The sequence below is a fragment of the Bacillus sp. 103mf genome, assembly GCF_900116295.1.
Classification (GTDB): Bacteria; Bacillota; Bacilli; order Bacillales; family Bacillaceae_G; genus Bacillus_A; species Bacillus_A bruguierae.
This window is the reverse complement of the sequence record NZ_FPAF01000028.1, coordinates 1-15,545: the sequence shown is the minus strand read 5'-3', so window position 1 is coordinate 15,545 and position 15,545 is coordinate 1. Positions and strand designations below refer to the sequence as shown.

Here is a 15,545-nt window from a genome sequence, read left to right as displayed (position 1 = left end):
GCCGCAGGTCCATCTATAAGTGACAGCCGAAGCCGCCTTTCAATTTTGCACCATGCGGTGCAAAATGTTATCCGGTATTAGCCCCGGTTTCCCGGAGTTATCCCAGTCTTATAGGCAGGTTACCTACGTGTTACTCACCCGTCCGCCGCTAACTTCTTAAGAGCAAGCTCTTAATCGGTTCGCTCGACTTGCATGTATTAGGCACGCCGCCAGCGTTCATCCTGAGCCAGGATCAAACTCTCCAATAAAGTTTGTCTAGCATCATAAATAAAAATTGACGTTTCACGTTGTTTGTTTCGTTTAGTTTTCAAAGTTCAACATCGCATTTCAGCGACTTTTATAATGTATCACATTTACCTCTTACCGTCAACTTCTTTTTTCTTTTGTCGTTGACGACGTTTATTAATTTACCACATTAATAATTTGCACGTCAATACTTTTTCTAAAAAAAACAACCAAGCTAAAAAACAAAAGTTTTTTCTAGCTTGGTAAAATGTATAACTTAATAACTATAAGCGCACCGATACCTGGCAAACCCAAAAAACCCGAAACAAATGTAGTACCGACATTAATAGGAAGATGAAAATTAAATTGTGTCCCTACTATATTCACGGCAAACAACAACAAAGCTCCTATTACAATTTTGACGAGTAATCTTCCTACAAAACGAAATGGCTTTATAGGAACACCGACAATTAGTAAAAGAAATATTAACGTTAATATACCACCGATAATCAAACTACGTTCCATGCGGTCCTCTCCCTTACAACTTGTACACTATATTTGTATGGGAAAAAGAAAAAAAAAGACCGTTAAATTTTTTTCTTGAAAATAAAAAGTCGAACTGAAAAAGCATTTCCCGTTCGACTTTCCTTTTATAACTGTTCCATTTTCACAGGACGTCTTTTCGCTTCCTTCAATAGATAGAAGTACTTCGCCTCGGCCAGCTTCAAATAACACAATACATCTTCTGAAGGCTCAATACTTTGTTCTACAATTCTTTTTTGACGTATCCACTCCGTCTTCACTTGTTCTAACAATCCAATTAATTTTTCATCATATTCTTTGCGCAACTTCTTTTTTTTTTGAAAAAACATCTCTATTTCTCCTACTTATAGTTCTCTGCGGCCCTCTAACGCTTTCGATAGCGTTACTTCATCCGCGTATTCTAAGTCACCACCAACCGGTAGCCCATGTGCAATACGAGTTACTTTAATCCCCGTTGGCTTTAACAGACGAGAAATATACATCGCTGTTGCTTCCCCTTCAATATTCGGGTTTGTTGCCAGAATAACTTCTTGCACAGTTTCATCATGTAGTCGTTTTAACAATTGAGGAATATTAATATCTTCTGGACCAACTCCCTCCATCGGAGAAATGGCACCATTTAATACATGATATACTCCCTGATATTCTTTCATCTTCTCCATTGCAATCACATCTTTTGGCTCTTGTACAACACAAATAACTGATTGATCACGATGAGAATCATCACAAATATAACAAGGATCTCGATCTGTTATATGACCACAAATAGAACAGTACGTTAAGTTTCGCTTTGCATTAACAAGTGACTTCGCAAAATCTAATACGTCATCTTCTTTCATATCCAATACGAAAAAAGCCAAACGAACCGCTGTTTTCGGTCCGATACCTGGCAATTTCATAAAGCTATCAATTAACTTCGAGATTGGTTCTGGATAGTGCATCTATGACCAACCTCCTAGAACATACCGCCTGGTAAATTCAATCCTTTTGTAAATTGTCCCATTGTAGAATTCGATAGGTCTTCCGCTTTCTTTAATGCATCATTTGTTGCAGCTAATACAAGGTCTTGTAACATTTCAATATCTTCTGGATCTACAACTTCTTCTTTAATTTTCACTTCTAGAACTTGTTTATGGCCATTTACGATAACCGTTACCATACCGCCGCCAGCTGTTCCCTCAACTGTTTTTTCACCAAGTTCCTCTTGTGCTTTTGCCATTTGTTTTTGCATTTTTTGCATTTGTTTCATCATGTTATTCATATTTCCCATTCCACGCATCATAATAATTCCTCCTAATTTTCGCCTAATGGATGTTTACATTTTAGAAAGAAAATTCCATTTAAGGCGTACTTTATTCCTTTATTTCAATTAATTGCTCACCAACTATTTTTACAGCTTCTTCTACAAGGGGATCTTTCGGCTTCTCTACTTCCTCTGAAGGATCACCTTCATTTTGCAAGAACCCCTCACGAATTTTTCCCCATTCACTTTTTGGAATTGCAATCATTTGCAATTTCTTTCCAAACAGTTCAAAGAGAATTTGCTCTACCGTATCTGTTGCTTCACGATTTTCACTCGCCATTTTACAATGAATCTCATACTTAAAAGCAAGAACATAAGAAGTAGTAGACGCCGCTACCGGCTCACTGTTTTCTAACAAAACAGCATAAGCAACTTTATTATAACTTTTCAATCGTTCTAACAGTTCACCCCATGCACTTTTCAACTGCTCCAAATCTTTACGAGTTGCTTGCTTTAGCACTTCATGAACACGACCGATTGGTATTTTCATACTACCAGAACGACTCGGCTTTGGTGTAGCTTTTGTTTCTCTCACTTCCTGTTGCATTGAAACCGGTACACCATGCTGTTTCATTTTTTCTAATTCCTGTTCTAACTGTTGCATTCTTTGTAACACAGCTTGCAAGCGATCCGCTCCATTTACTTTCATCGCAAACTGCTGACACAATTGCACCATAACCACTTCTAAAAAAATACGCGGATGATTTGTCCATTTCATTTCTTGTTGGCTTTTACTAAGCATATGAATAATTTCATAAATCATTTCAGGCTGCATATCCTGACTTAACTTTTGAAATGAATCATCAACAATAACTCTCTCCAACATATCCTCTAGCTGCGGTGAAGTTTGATACAAAAGCATATCTCGGTAGTAGTAAATGAGGTCTTCCATGAAGCGAAGTGGATCTTTTCCTTGATTCATAATATCATCAACAATACGAAGCGCTTTCGATACATCATTTTCATATATACTTTCTACAAGGTTCGCTAAATACCGCTGTGATACGGAACCCGTAACCGCTAATACATCCTCTACTGTTACCGCTTCATCACTATAAGAAATTGCTTGATCAATTAAACTTAGCGCATCACGCATACCACCTTCTGCGGCACGCGCTACAATTTGAAGCGCTTCTTCTTCCACTTTCGTTCCTTCGTTGTTCATAACAGTTGTTAATCGTTCTACAATATCCTGTACTGATATTTTGCGGAATTCAAAACGCTGACAACGAGAAATAATCGTCGGTGGAATTTTATGTGGTTCTGTCGTTGCCAAAATAAAGATAACATGCTGCGGAGGTTCTTCTAACGTTTTTAATAGCGCATTAAACGCTCCCATGGAAAGCATGTGAACTTCATCAATAATATATACTTTATAGCGAACTTCGCTTGGAGCATATTTTACTTTATCTCTTATATCTCGAATTTCATCTACACCGTTATTCGAAGCCGCGTCAATTTCTAATACATCTGAAATAGCACCTTGTGTAATCCCTAAGCATGCAGGACATTTATTACAAGGTTCAGCTGTAGGAGCCTGCTCACAGTTAATTGCTTTTGCAAATACTTTTGCAATTGTTGTTTTCCCTGTTCCTCTTGGGCCAGAGAATACATAAGCATGTGACGCTTTCTCTTGAAGAAGGGCATTTTGCAACGTTTTCGTTACGTGCTTTTGACCGACTACATCTTCAAATTTCTGCGGTCTCCATGTTCGGTATAACGCCTGGTATGACACGAAAATACGGCCTCCCCCAAAGGTTATTCTCTTGTTTATCTCACTATTCGTAAACAGCAATCTCGCCAACTCAAATAAAAAAGTTAAGTGGGGATACACCGCTCGTAAAAGCCTGATTCGTTCAAGCAATAATCAATGTAGGATAAAAAAACCCCCCATTGATTAAAGTTTCACTTTATTATAACCTATTCTGATTCTAGATTCCAAAAGTTATTTTCCATACAAAAAACCCATCCTATTCATATAGGATGAGTTTGTATGCATATATAACTGCCGTGCACCTTCTGTCGATTACGTACCATAAGCGTTACTTAAGCAGTTAGCTCGGTTCAGGCACTCCTGCGGCACACGAGAAGACCCGCTTATTGCTGCTTCCTTCCGGACCTGACAAGGTTCACGGGGTCCCGTTGCGCAGGACCCAAACGTCAACACCACTTACTTAAGGCAGACCCTACAGTAACATAACCTCGAGAAGGGATTCGGCCTCGCTAGAGCGGATTGCGAGTATAGGGCACCGCTACCTCCCCGCTTAGCACGGCAAAGTTAAAACCATATTTAGTTGCCTCATTTCAAGGCAATCTCAGTATAACTTGTTTCCTAAAAAATTGCAACGTGTTAGCAAAGAGTATTTTTATCCAACTCTTCCTTCTCTTTCTTCCTCTTTTTACGTAGTTCTCGAAAAAAATTTGTTAATAAGCTTCCGCACTCTTCTTCTAATACACCAGCTACAACTTCAGATTGATGATTAAACCGATCCTCTGTTAATAAATTCATTAATGTACCAGCACATCCACCTTTAGGATCAGCCGCGCCATATACAACGCGTTTTACACGTGATAATACAATGGCACCAGCACACATTGGGCACGGTTCTAATGTGACATATAACGTTGTATTTTCTAAACGCCAAGTCCCTAATCTTTTGCAAGCATCATCAATCGCTAACAATTCAGCGTGAGCGACTGATCGCTGCTCTGTTTCACGTAAGTTATGCGCACGACTTATCACTTCACCATCCACAACAACAACCGCACCAATTGGTACTTCTTGTATTTCTTCGGCCTTTTTTGCCTCTTCTATCGCAAGTTTCATAAAATAAATATCTTGTTCCATAACAAATTCCTTTCATCGCAAATAACTTTTCTATATTCAATCCAATCTAAAGAGAAAGGAAAGGAGATTACATATGAAAAATACAGCACTTCTTATTATTGATATGATTAATGACTTCCAATTTTCACACGGACCTATCTTAGCACGAAAATGCAAAAGTATTACAGAATCGATTTTACAACTCAAACAAAAAATGAAAAACTCCGGCTGTCCAATTATTTACGTAAATGATCATTATCATTTATGGAGAGCTGATATTAATGAACTCATTACCTATTGCACAAATGAACACAGCCAAGAAATTATAAAAAAGATTGCACCTGCAAACGATGATTATATTTTTATTAAACCACATTATTCTGCTTTTTATGAAACACCCTTAAATTCATTATTGGGTCATTTAAAAATTGAAAATCTTATCTTAACAGGAGTGGCCGGAAATATATGTATCCTTTTTACCGCGAATGATGCTCATATGAGAAATTATCAATTATATGTACCTGAAGATTGTATCGCCTCTAATTGCGATCAAGATAACAAACATGCCCTGCGTATTATGGAAACCACTTTAAAAGCAAATACTTCTCCATCATTTCATTTACAAATGTAATAACATAAAGTGAAACTTCCATCAGTGGAAGTTTCTCCCCACTCATCTATCCTCTTCGCTTCTCTATCAATCTTGAGGTGAGAGTCTTACTGTTCACGAATAGCAGGATAAATCGATTTTTTAACTTTTTACGACAAACTAACCCTTTCTCACTCCTCTTATGCTACAATAGTTCTGTTTTGTGCTTTTTATTCGCATCAAACCATGTTTTGAGAGGAGGCAACAGAGTGACTGGAGTACCATTTATTACAGTTGAAGGACCAATCGGTGTCGGAAAAACTTCACTCGCGAAAGCGATATCGACTCACATGCAACTCCATTTATTGAAAGAAATAGTTGATGAAAATCCTTTTTTAGGAAAATTTTACGAAAACATCGAAGAATGGGCTTTTCAATTAGAAATGTTCTTCTTATGCAACCGATATAAACAATTAGAAGACATTGATACAAAATATTTAAAACAACATATACCTGTTGTAGCAGATTATCATATATTCAAAAACTTAATTTTTGCATCTCGAACATTACAAGGTACACAATACGAAAAATACATGCAAATTTATCGTATCTTAACACAAGATATGCCGGTTCCAAATGTCATCGTGTATATAACAGCAAGTTTAGAAACACTACAAAAACGAATCGCCATGCGCGGACGTGAATTCGAAAAAAATATAGATCCTAACTATTTATTGCAACTTATTAAAGATTACGAAGTGGCAATGGAAACGTTCAAAAAAGACCATCCAGACATCCCTGTATTAAAGTTCAATGGAGATAACATGGATTTTATAAAAAATGAATCGGACTTACATGTAATCTTATCAGCATTACAAAACAAACTGACAAAGGAGATTAACCAGTAATGAATTTGAGACAAAAATATGATATTCCAAATGATGCTGTTATTACGATTGCGGGAACAGTTGGTGTTGGAAAATCTACAATGACAAACGCCTTAGCAAATGCACTTGGTTACCGTACATCATTTGAAAAAGTAGACTCTAATCCATATTTAGATAAATTTTACGGAGACTTTACGCGCTGGAGCTTTCACTTACAAGTTTATTTCTTAGCAGAACGCTTTAAGGAACAAAAAAGAATCTTCGAATATGGCGGAGGATTTATTCAAGATCGTTCTATTTATGAAGATACAGGAATTTTTGCCAAAATGCATTATGAAAAAGGGACGATGACTGCTACAGATTATGAAACGTATAAAAGCTTATTTGATGCAATGGTTATGACACCTTACTTCCCACATCCTGATTTACTTATTTACTTAGAAGGATCATTTGAAGATATCGTAGATCGTATTAAAGAACGCGGAAGACCAATGGAACAACAAACACCAATTGAATATTGGAAAGAAATGCATGAACGCTACGAAAATTGGATTAATGACTTTAATGCTTGTCCTGTATTGCGTCTTAATATCAACGAATATGATATTTTACAAAACGAAAATTCAATTGAACCAATTATTAAGAAAATTGGTCACTTTTTACAACAAACACGTAAACTTGTAAAATAAAAAAACCCGTGCAATTGCACGGGTTTTCCTATGAACTTAATTTTTCTTTTTCGTCGGAGCAATAATTTCGCTCTCTGATTTTCCTGCATTAATACGCTGACGTACAGTGCTGACACTAATATTATACGCTTCAGCAATTTCTTTTACCGTCATTTCTGTCCCGTTAATAACAGCTGTAATTACTTTACGTTTTGAATCTGCCTTTTTCTCGACTTGTTTTGACGTCTCTACTTTCTTCACTCCTTGTTTCACATCACAGATGCAACCACAAAGTTTACGAAATGTTTCATCACTTACAATACGAGATACGTTTGCAGCACTGTTTAAAATTTTATTTTTCTTGCAAACGGGGCATTGTACATAATATAGTGTTTTTCCGTCAAGCGGAAACGTTTGTATAATAATATCCATGGCCATGGTAGCTCCTTTCATATCTATGAAGATAATCCTCGGAATATGAGTGTTCCTATAAGAGATTCATTCTCCTATATGCTACTTCCTGATTGGTTAAAATAAAAACTCGTTACGTGTTGGTAACGAGTTCTCCAATCTCCACTTATATGCGCTGTTGTCAATTATATATGGCGGAGGAAGAGGGATTCGAACCCCCGCGCGGCTCGCACCGCCTGTCGGTTTTCAAGACCGATCCCTTCAGCCAGACTTGGGTATTCCTCCGTGTTGATATGACATGGAATATAATATCAAAAGAAAAATGGTTCGTCAACCCTACTATAATAGATAATATAAAAAAGGAAAGAGATTTTTTCTCTTTCCTTTTCTCATAAAATGTATCCTACTCTACTAAATAGCTCAAAATTTATTATTATAAAATAACAATAAATATATATTAATAAGAATGGATTTATTTAATTACAGTTTTTCCACCCATATAAGGACGAAGAATTTCTGGAATGATAATAGAACCATCTTCTTGTTGGTAGTTCTCTAAAATAGCAGCTACCGTACGACCAATTGCAAGTCCAGATCCATTTAATGTATGAACATGCTCTGGTTTCGCTTTTGTGTCACGGCGGAAACGAATATTTGCACGGCGTGCTTGGAATGCTTCAAAATTACTACAAGAAGAAATTTCACGATATGTGCCATAGCTAGGAATCCATACTTCAATATCATATTTCTTCGCTGCTGTAAATCCTAAATCTCCTGTGCACATACTCATTACACGGTATGGAAGACCTAATAATTGTAATACGCGCTCTGCATCATTTGTTAATCTTTCTAGTTCTTCATAAGAATCTTCAGGTTTCACAAATTTCACAAGCTCTACTTTATTAAATTGATGCTGACGAATTAAACCACGTGTATCACGACCAGCAGATCCTGCTTCAGAACGGAAGCATGCACTAAACGCCGCATAACGAATTGGCAATTGTTCGCCATTTAAAATTTCATCACGATGCAAGTTTGTTACAGGTACTTCAGCTGTAGGAATTAAGAAATAATCTTCACTCTCAATACGAAACGCATCTTCTTCAAACTTTGGAAGTTGCCCTGTTCCAATCATACTTGTACGATTTACGATATACGGAGGTAAAATCTCTTCATAGCCATGTTCCTCTGTATGAAGATCAAGCATGAAGTTAAATAAAGCACGTTCTAACTTCGCACCTGCCCCTTTATAAAATACAAAACGGCTACCTGTTACTTTCCCAGCGCGTTCAAAGTCTAACATACCTAAATCCGTTGCAAGATCCCAATGCGGCTTTGGTTCGAACGTAAATTCTGGAACATCTCCCCATGTACGAACTTGCACATTATCATCTTCCGTTTCACCATTTGGTGTAGATTCATGTGGAATATTTGGAATAGATAACATTAATTTCTCAAGATCTTCTTCAACTATACGAAGCTCATTATCAAGCTCTTTAACTTTATCGCTTACTTCACGCATTTCTAAAATAAGCGCCTCTGCATCCTTCTTCTCGCGTTTTAATACAGAAATTTGTTGAGATACTTCATTACGTTTGCTTTTTAGCTCTTCCGTTTGTACAAGTAATTCTCTTCTCTTTATGTCTAATTCTTCAAAGCGACCAAAGTCTGTTAAGTCTTCGCCTCTATGTTGCAGTTTCGCTTTCACTTCTTCAAAGTTTGCACGCAAAAATTTAATATCAAGCATAATATTTCCTCCTTTATTTTTACAAAAATAAAAAACTCCCGTCCCTATACAAAGGGACGGGAGTTAACCCGCGTTGCCACCCTAATTGAAAGCATACTTGCTTTCCTCTCAAGTAGAGATAACGGCTCTTCACCGGAAATGTTTACTAGCCAACAGACTGTTCCACATTTCACTCCAGGATGGATTCACAAGTCGCCTCTATCGGTTTCCACCAGCCACCGACTCTCTATAAGAAACGCCTCTTGCTACTACTTCCTATCAACACATTTATCATATAAAATAGTTACCATCAATTTACTATAATCTTACACAAGTTTCAAGTCACTTATACAGCTTTTTTCATTTTCGCTTCCTTTACCATCTCTACAAAATAAGCTGTAACGCGATAATCATCTGTTAATTCTGGATGGAAAGAAGCTGCTAATAAATGATTTTGACGAACCGCGACCATACGATCTTCATATGTGCATAATACTTCGATATGATCTTCTACATCTACAACATATGGCGCACGAATAAACACGCCAATAAAGTCTTCGCCTACTCCCTTCATCGAAAGAGCAGCCTCAAAACTATCTCTTTGGCGTCCAAACGCATTGCGTTCAACTGTAATATCCATTACACCAATATGTGATTCCTCATATCCAACAAGGTTCTTTGCAAGTAAGATCATACCTGCACATGTACCAAACATCGGTTTTCCTGCTTTAGCAAATTCACGAAGAGGTTCCATGAAACCATATTTATCAATAAGACGGCGCATCGTTGTACTTTCACCGCCTGGTAAAATAAGTCCATCTACTTCCTCTAATTGCTCTGTACGCTTCACAATCACCGCTTGTGCACCAGTTGCTTCTATTGCACGTACATGTTCACGAACCGCTCCTTGAAGTCCTAATACACCGATTGTAACCATTTCAAAAACTCCTTTAATTACCAACCACGCTCTTGCATGCGTTGTTCTGGTAATAATGTTGAAATTTCAACACCTTTCATTGCATTACCTAGTCCTTTAGAAAGGCGAGCGATTAATTCATAATCTTCATAATGCGTTGTTGCTTCAACAATCGCACGTGCAAATTTCTCTGGGTTTTCTGATTTAAAAATACCAGAACCTACAAATACACCATCTGCACCTAGTTGCATCATTAATGCAGCATCTGCTGGCGTTGCAACACCACCCGCTGCAAAGTTTACAACTGGTAAACGGCCAAGGCGCTTAATTTCAAGTAATACTTCATAAGGAGCACCAGTATTTTTTGCATATGTCATTAATTCATCTTCACGTAGACTCGCAACTTGACGAATTTCTGCATTTACTTGACGCATATGACGTACAGCCTCTACGATATTCCCTGTTCCAGGCTCACCTTTCGTACGAAGCATTGATGCACCTTCAGCAATACGGCGTGCTGCTTCACCGATATCACGGCATCCACATACAAATGGGACAGTGTAATCACGTTTATTTAAATGGTACACTTCATCAGCTGGAGTTAATACTTCACTCTCGTCAATATAGTCTACTCCTAACGATTCAAGTACACGCGCTTCCACAAGATGACCAATACGGCATTTTGCCATAACTGGAATTGATACAGCACCCATTACTTCTTCTACAATTGTTGGATCTGCCATACGCGAAACGCCGCCTGCTGCACGAATATCAGCTGGAACACGTTCTAATGCCATAACAGCAACTGCACCTGCCGCTTCTGCAATTTTTGCTTGCTCAGCGTTAACTACGTCCATAATGACGCCGCCTTTTTGCATTTCTGCCATTCCACGTTTTACACGCTCTGTTCCTGTTACATTTATCATGTACAAAAACCTCCCTAGGTGAATTACTTTTCCCCACTAACGGTGAAAATTAAGAATACTCTTACATTCTACCATTATCTATTAGAGATTTGTCTACTATTTTTTTGGATAAAATAGGTGCGAAAAATAGGAAATAAAAAAGCTCCCTTATCGGGAACTTTTAAAACCAACCTTTTACAGTATCCACTGTACCATTCCATATACCACTAAAGAAAGAACCAATGCTTCGCATAGAAAGAACGAACCAATTCGCCTTTTCTACTTCTTGTTTTGCTACAAGATCTACTTGCATAGATTTACCAGTTAAGAATCCTACATCATTGTTATCTTTTGCTGATACAGTCATATAACCAAGTGTTGTGCCTTTTTTAATTGGCGCTTCATTCTCTTTATTTACTGCTTTGAAATCTGTTTTATAAATATCTTGACTTCCTTTTGGCACTGGAAGTACAATCTCTTCCTTCGTCTGTACTGGTACTTCTGTATCTTTTGCTTTATTTACATGAACTGTTTCATGACCTTTTACTTGAGAAGCTTTTGGATATACCGTTTTCGTTTGGAAATTTGTAAAGCCATAATCAAATAGTTTCTTCGTTTCCGCAAAACGCGCTGTATGGGAATTCGTTTTAATAACAACAGAAATTAAACGCATACCATTGCGTTCTGCTGTACCTGTAAAACAATCTCCAGCTTCCGGAGTAGAACCTGTCTTCAGACCATCCACTCCCTCATATTGCATAACTAAACCTTTTAACATCCAATTCCAGTTATCCATATTCACTGGATACTTTCCGCCTTCTTGAAATACCTTTTTCGGGATTTTAGATGTCTTTAACATGTCTGGATAATCTTTAATTAAATGCTGCGCTAAGATTGCACAATCTCTAGCAGACATTTTATTCTCTTCATCCGGAGATGTGCCTTCAGGCTGCTTCCCTTTTAAATCTTTATTCGTTAACCCTGTACAGTTTACAAATTTATAATTCTTTAATCCAAGCTCTTTCGCTTTATCATTCATCATCTTAACAAAATTAGCCTCTGAGCCAGCAATTAACTCAGCTAAAGCAATTGTTGCACCATTTGCAGAATAAATTGCCATCGCCTCGTATAACTCTTTTACAGTATAAGTACCACCATTTTCTAATGGGACATTTGATAAAGAGCGGTCTTGCGAAATAATATGAGCATATTCAGAAACTTTTGTTTGTTGATTCCACTTAATTTTCCCTTTTTCGACTGCATCATGGACTAAATACTCACTCATCATTTTTGTCATACTTGCAATTGCTAATAGTTCATCTGGGTTTTTTTGATATAAAATTTTTCCAGATTTCGCTTCCACTAAAATTGCCGCATCTGCTTCAACATTCAATGCAGAATTTGTTTCTGCAAACGCGCTGCTGTATGTAAAGAACATGCTGCAAAATAGTGTAAGTACTGTTACAATCGCAATCATTTGCCTACGAAACATACCTTTCACTGTTGTTACCCCCAATACATTTGTACTCACATAAACGTTATTCTAACACAATCAAAAAAAAATAGACAGAGATACTAAATCTCTGTCTATTTTTATATCAGACATTATAATGAATAGTTTGGTGCTTCTTTTGTAATTTGAACATCATGCGGATGACTTTCACGTAATCCAGCACCTGACATACGGATAAACTGTGCATTTTCACGCAGGAATGTTAAATCAGCTGCACCGCAATATCCCATACCTGCACGTAATCCACCAACTAATTGGTGTACCGTATCTGCTAAATGACCTTTAAATGGAACGCGGCCTTCAATTCCTTCTGGAACAAGTTTTTTATTACCTTCTTGGAAGTAACGATCTTTACTTCCTTTTTCCATTGCTCCAACAGAACCCATACCACGATATACTTTAAATTGACGACCTTGGTAAATTTCTGTATCTCCAGGGCTTTCTGCTACACCAGCAAACATACTTCCAAGCATAACAACGTGCGCACCTGCTGCTAATGCTTTTACAATATCACCAGAATATTTAATTCCACCATCAGCAATTACCGGAACACCGTACTTACGGGCTTCTGTTGCACAGTCATACACTGCTGTTAATTGAGGAACACCAACACCAGCTACAACGCGTGTTGTACAAATAGAGCCTGGCCCAATACCAACTTTAATAATGTTTGCACCTGCTTCAATTAATTCGCGAGTTGCCTCCGCTGTTGCAACGTTACCAGCAATAATATTTAATGTAGGATATTTAGCTCGAACTTCTTTTACTTTGTCAGCTACATTTTTGTGATGTCCATGAGCTGTGTCAAGAACAATTACATCAACATTTGCTTTTACTAATGCATCAATACGTTGCATTGCATCAGCTGTTACTCCAACAGCTCCTCCTACTAATAAACGACCTTGTTTATCTTTCGCAGAGTTTGGAAACTCAATTACTTTTTCAATATCTTTAATTGTAATCAAGCCTTGTAATACACCGTTATCATCAACAAGAGGAAGTTTTTCAATTTTATGTTTTTGCAAGATTTTTTCAGCATCTTCTAGTGTAGTATGAACTGGAGCTGTAATTAAGTTCTCTTTCGTCATTACATCTGAAATCTTAATTGAATAATTTTGGATAAAACGCATATCACGGTTTGTAATAATCCCTACAAGTTTTCTTTCTTCTGTATCATTTACAATTGGAACACCTGAAATGCGATATTTCCCCATCAAATGCTCTGCATCGTATACTTGATGATCTGGAGTTAAAAAGAAAGGATCTGTAATAACGCCGCTTTCAGAACGTTTTACTTTATCAACTTGCTCAGCCTGTTGCTCGATAGACATATTTTTATGAATAATTCCAATTCCACCTTGACGAGCCATTGCAATAGCCATCTCAGCTTCTGTTACCGTGTCCATCCCCGCACTAATTAAAGGAATATTTAATTGTAAAGTTTCGGATAAAACTGTTTTTATACTTACTTCTCTTGGTAATACATCCGATTTAGCTGGTACAAGTAATACATCATCAAACGTTAAACCTTCTTTAACAAATTTAGATTCCCACATAAATGATTCCCCCCATGATACCTGAAATTATTATTAGTAGCTTAACAATTGGTTAAAATACTGTCAAGAAAGACTGTATATGTTAGAATTTTCTAAAAACAAAAGGAGAGTATATAATGCAGCATTCATCGAACATTTGGGAAAAATTAAGCTTTTTTCTTTCTTCTACTCACACGCAACATTATCTTACCCGTTGCTATAAAAAATTAGGTAATACAAATACTGAGAAAAAAAGCTTTGAGAATTGTTATCCTTTTATTTATTATTTAGAGCATGGAAAAAATTATTACCAATTATGTGATACTGCTCCATTCTCCATTAAGCCCGTATTACTATTTTATGGAATGAGCCAACTTCTAAAAGCTTGTTTGCTTACAGTTGATCCTAATTATCCTGAATCAACTTCTGTATTAGCACATGGGGTTACAACAAGAAAGAGAAAAAAACAGAGTTATCAATTTATGGATGATGAAGTGAAAATTCAAAAACACGGACTATTTACTCAAGTTGCAGAACAAATGTTTCACATGAAACATTTGGAAGGAGAAAAATATACAACGCAAGAGTTAATGCAGCGTATCGCTGAATTAGCGGATTTATTCCTGTACAGCAAAAGAAAAAATAACCTATATAAATTAAAAGAAGTAACGGAAAATATCTTTACTTTCCCGACTCATATTTTAGACACTTTTCATATGACTGAAGAACGTTTTATACGGTATATGGAAGGAATCGGAGGAAATCTTAACGTTCGATATACAAACTTTAAAGAAAGTGACTCGCATTTGTATTTCTCAGCTTCCATGAAACAATGGGACCCATTATACAGTGCTCCCCTTACATACAATCATTATACAAATACTTATTATTTACCTGCTAATGGCGAAACGACCCCTGTTCTTCCGGAATTACTTATACACTATCTCTTGCTTTATAACTTAAGTATGATTTCCCGCTATGAAACAGACTGGTGGTACGATTTACTTGGCAGTTATGCTTCTGAAGATTATCCGTTTATTTTTCAATTTCTAGCTGTCACAGCCGAAAAAATACCGTACTATATTTATTTATATCTAATGAGCCAACATAATACGATTTCTTAGGAAATAAAAAAAGACGAGTCCATTGACTCGTCTTTCGCTTGCCTGGCAACGTCCTACTCTCACAGGGACAAAGTCCCAACTACCATCGGCGCTAGAGAGCTTAACTTCCGTGTTCGGTATGGGAACGGGTGTGACCTCTCTGCCATCATTACCAGACTTATGAAGGTATATTCCTTCAAAACTAGATAACATTTGCTTCATATTATATGGTTAAGTCCTCGATCTATTAGTATTCGTCAGCTCCACGTGTCACCACGCTTCCACCTCGAACCTATCAACCTGATCATCTTTCAGGGATCTTACTAGCTTAACGCTATGGGAAATCTCATCTTGAGGGGGGCTTCATGCTTAGATGCTTTCAGCACTTATCCCT

Annotated in this window: 16 protein-coding genes, 1 tRNA gene, 3 rRNA genes, 1 other RNA gene and 1 other annotated feature; of the genes, 4 read left to right on the top strand and 17 right to left on the bottom strand. The window is 37.1% G+C overall.

Annotated elements, in window-relative coordinates; translation table 11 throughout:
• The 8 genes from BM350_RS25165 to tadA all read right to left on the bottom strand — a co-directional run.
• Positions 1 to 248: ribosomal RNA gene (locus BM350_RS25165) — 16S ribosomal RNA — on the bottom strand; the annotation flags it as partial.
• Positions 249 to 480: 232 nt separating this feature from the next.
• Positions 481 to 750: a pro-sigmaK processing inhibitor BofA family protein gene (locus BM350_RS25160; protein ID WP_090920134.1), complete on the bottom strand. Its 270-nt coding sequence runs from the start codon at positions 748 to 750 to the stop codon at positions 481 to 483.
• Between the two features lie 125 nt (positions 751 to 875).
• Positions 876 to 1,097, bottom strand: coding sequence for a YaaL family protein (locus tag BM350_RS25155; protein ID WP_090920131.1), 222 nt, complete (start codon positions 1,095 to 1,097; stop codon positions 876 to 878).
• Positions 1,098 to 1,112: 15 nt separating this feature from the next.
• On the bottom strand, positions 1,113 to 1,709 hold the full coding sequence (recR, locus tag BM350_RS25150) for a recombination protein RecR (protein ID WP_090920129.1): 597 nt from the start codon (positions 1,707 to 1,709) through the stop codon (positions 1,113 to 1,115).
• Positions 1,710 to 1,723: 14 nt separating this feature from the next.
• Complete coding sequence (locus BM350_RS25145; protein ID WP_090920126.1) at positions 1,724 to 2,050, bottom strand: YbaB/EbfC family nucleoid-associated protein; 327 nt, start codon at positions 2,048 to 2,050, stop codon at positions 1,724 to 1,726.
• A 70-nt stretch (positions 2,051 to 2,120) separates the two neighbouring features.
• Entirely contained in the window at positions 2,121 to 3,806 is a 1,686-nt protein-coding gene (dnaX, locus tag BM350_RS25140) for a DNA polymerase III subunit gamma/tau (RefSeq protein WP_090920124.1), read from the bottom strand.
• Positions 3,807 to 4,079: 273 nt separating this feature from the next.
• Positions 4,080 to 4,344: signal recognition particle sRNA large type (ffs, locus tag BM350_RS25135), an RNA gene on the bottom strand.
• A gap of 77 nt (positions 4,345 to 4,421) precedes the next feature.
• Entirely contained in the window at positions 4,422 to 4,919 is a 498-nt protein-coding gene (tadA, locus tag BM350_RS25130) for a tRNA adenosine(34) deaminase TadA (protein ID WP_090920121.1), read from the bottom strand.
• Between the two features lie 73 nt (positions 4,920 to 4,992).
• Between tadA and BM350_RS25125 the strand changes: the two genes are divergently transcribed.
• The 3 genes from BM350_RS25125 (at position 4,993) to BM350_RS25115 (ending at position 7,063) form a co-directional block, all read left to right on the top strand.
• Positions 4,993 to 5,529 (top strand): cysteine hydrolase family protein, encoded by a 537-nt coding sequence (locus tag BM350_RS25125; protein ID WP_090920118.1) that lies wholly within the window; start codon positions 4,993 to 4,995, stop codon positions 5,527 to 5,529.
• A gap of 227 nt (positions 5,530 to 5,756) precedes the next feature.
• The gene (locus BM350_RS25120) at positions 5,757 to 6,395 is read left to right on the top strand and encodes a deoxynucleoside kinase (RefSeq protein ID WP_090920115.1); all 639 of its coding nucleotides are present in this window, start codon (positions 5,757 to 5,759) and stop codon (positions 6,393 to 6,395) included.
• Entirely contained in the window at positions 6,395 to 7,063 is a 669-nt protein-coding gene (locus tag BM350_RS25115) for a deoxynucleoside kinase (protein WP_090920112.1), read from the top strand. The genes BM350_RS25120 and BM350_RS25115 overlap by 1 nt, the downstream gene beginning before the upstream one ends.
• 36 nt (positions 7,064 to 7,099) lie before the next feature.
• On the opposite strand, the gene BM350_RS25110 is transcribed toward BM350_RS25115, so the two are convergent.
• From BM350_RS25110 to guaB, 7 genes are all read right to left on the bottom strand, one after another.
• The gene (locus BM350_RS25110) at positions 7,100 to 7,474 is read right to left on the bottom strand and encodes a sigma factor-like helix-turn-helix DNA-binding protein (RefSeq protein WP_090920109.1); all 375 of its coding nucleotides are present in this window, start codon (positions 7,472 to 7,474) and stop codon (positions 7,100 to 7,102) included.
• A 171-nt stretch (positions 7,475 to 7,645) separates the two neighbouring features.
• Positions 7,646 to 7,738 (bottom strand) — tRNA-Ser (locus BM350_RS25105).
• Positions 7,739 to 7,925: 187 nt separating this feature from the next.
• A complete protein-coding gene (gene serS / locus BM350_RS25100; protein WP_090920107.1) occupies positions 7,926 to 9,200 on the bottom strand; it encodes a serine--tRNA ligase in 1,275 nt (424 codons plus the stop codon).
• Positions 9,201 to 9,249: 49 nt separating this feature from the next.
• Positions 9,250 to 9,471, bottom strand: a binding site (T-box leader).
• Between the two features lie 54 nt (positions 9,472 to 9,525).
• The gene (pdxT, locus tag BM350_RS25095) at positions 9,526 to 10,116 is read right to left on the bottom strand and encodes a pyridoxal 5'-phosphate synthase glutaminase subunit PdxT (protein ID WP_090920104.1); all 591 of its coding nucleotides are present in this window, start codon (positions 10,114 to 10,116) and stop codon (positions 9,526 to 9,528) included.
• A 17-nt stretch (positions 10,117 to 10,133) separates the two neighbouring features.
• Positions 10,134 to 11,018, bottom strand: coding sequence for a pyridoxal 5'-phosphate synthase lyase subunit PdxS (gene pdxS, locus BM350_RS25090; protein WP_211482641.1), 885 nt, complete (start codon positions 11,016 to 11,018; stop codon positions 10,134 to 10,136).
• 163 nt (positions 11,019 to 11,181) lie between these two features.
• Entirely contained in the window at positions 11,182 to 12,501 is a 1,320-nt protein-coding gene (locus BM350_RS25085; protein WP_090920100.1) for a serine hydrolase, read from the bottom strand.
• Between the two features lie 104 nt (positions 12,502 to 12,605).
• The gene (guaB, locus tag BM350_RS25080) at positions 12,606 to 14,069 is read right to left on the bottom strand and encodes an IMP dehydrogenase (RefSeq protein WP_090920098.1); all 1,464 of its coding nucleotides are present in this window, start codon (positions 14,067 to 14,069) and stop codon (positions 12,606 to 12,608) included.
• Positions 14,070 to 14,185: 116 nt separating this feature from the next.
• Here guaB and BM350_RS25075 point away from each other — a divergent pair, with 116 nt between their 5' ends.
• Positions 14,186 to 15,172, top strand: a complete 987-nt coding sequence (locus BM350_RS25075; RefSeq protein WP_090920095.1) for a YaaC family protein — start codon at positions 14,186 to 14,188, stop codon at positions 15,170 to 15,172.
• Positions 15,173 to 15,212: 40 nt separating this feature from the next.
• Here BM350_RS25075 and rrf read toward each other — a convergent pair.
• Positions 15,213 to 15,328 (bottom strand): 5S ribosomal RNA (gene rrf / locus BM350_RS25070).
• Positions 15,329 to 15,378: 50 nt separating this feature from the next.
• A 23S ribosomal RNA gene (locus BM350_RS25065) occupies positions 15,379 to 15,545 on the bottom strand; the annotation flags it as partial.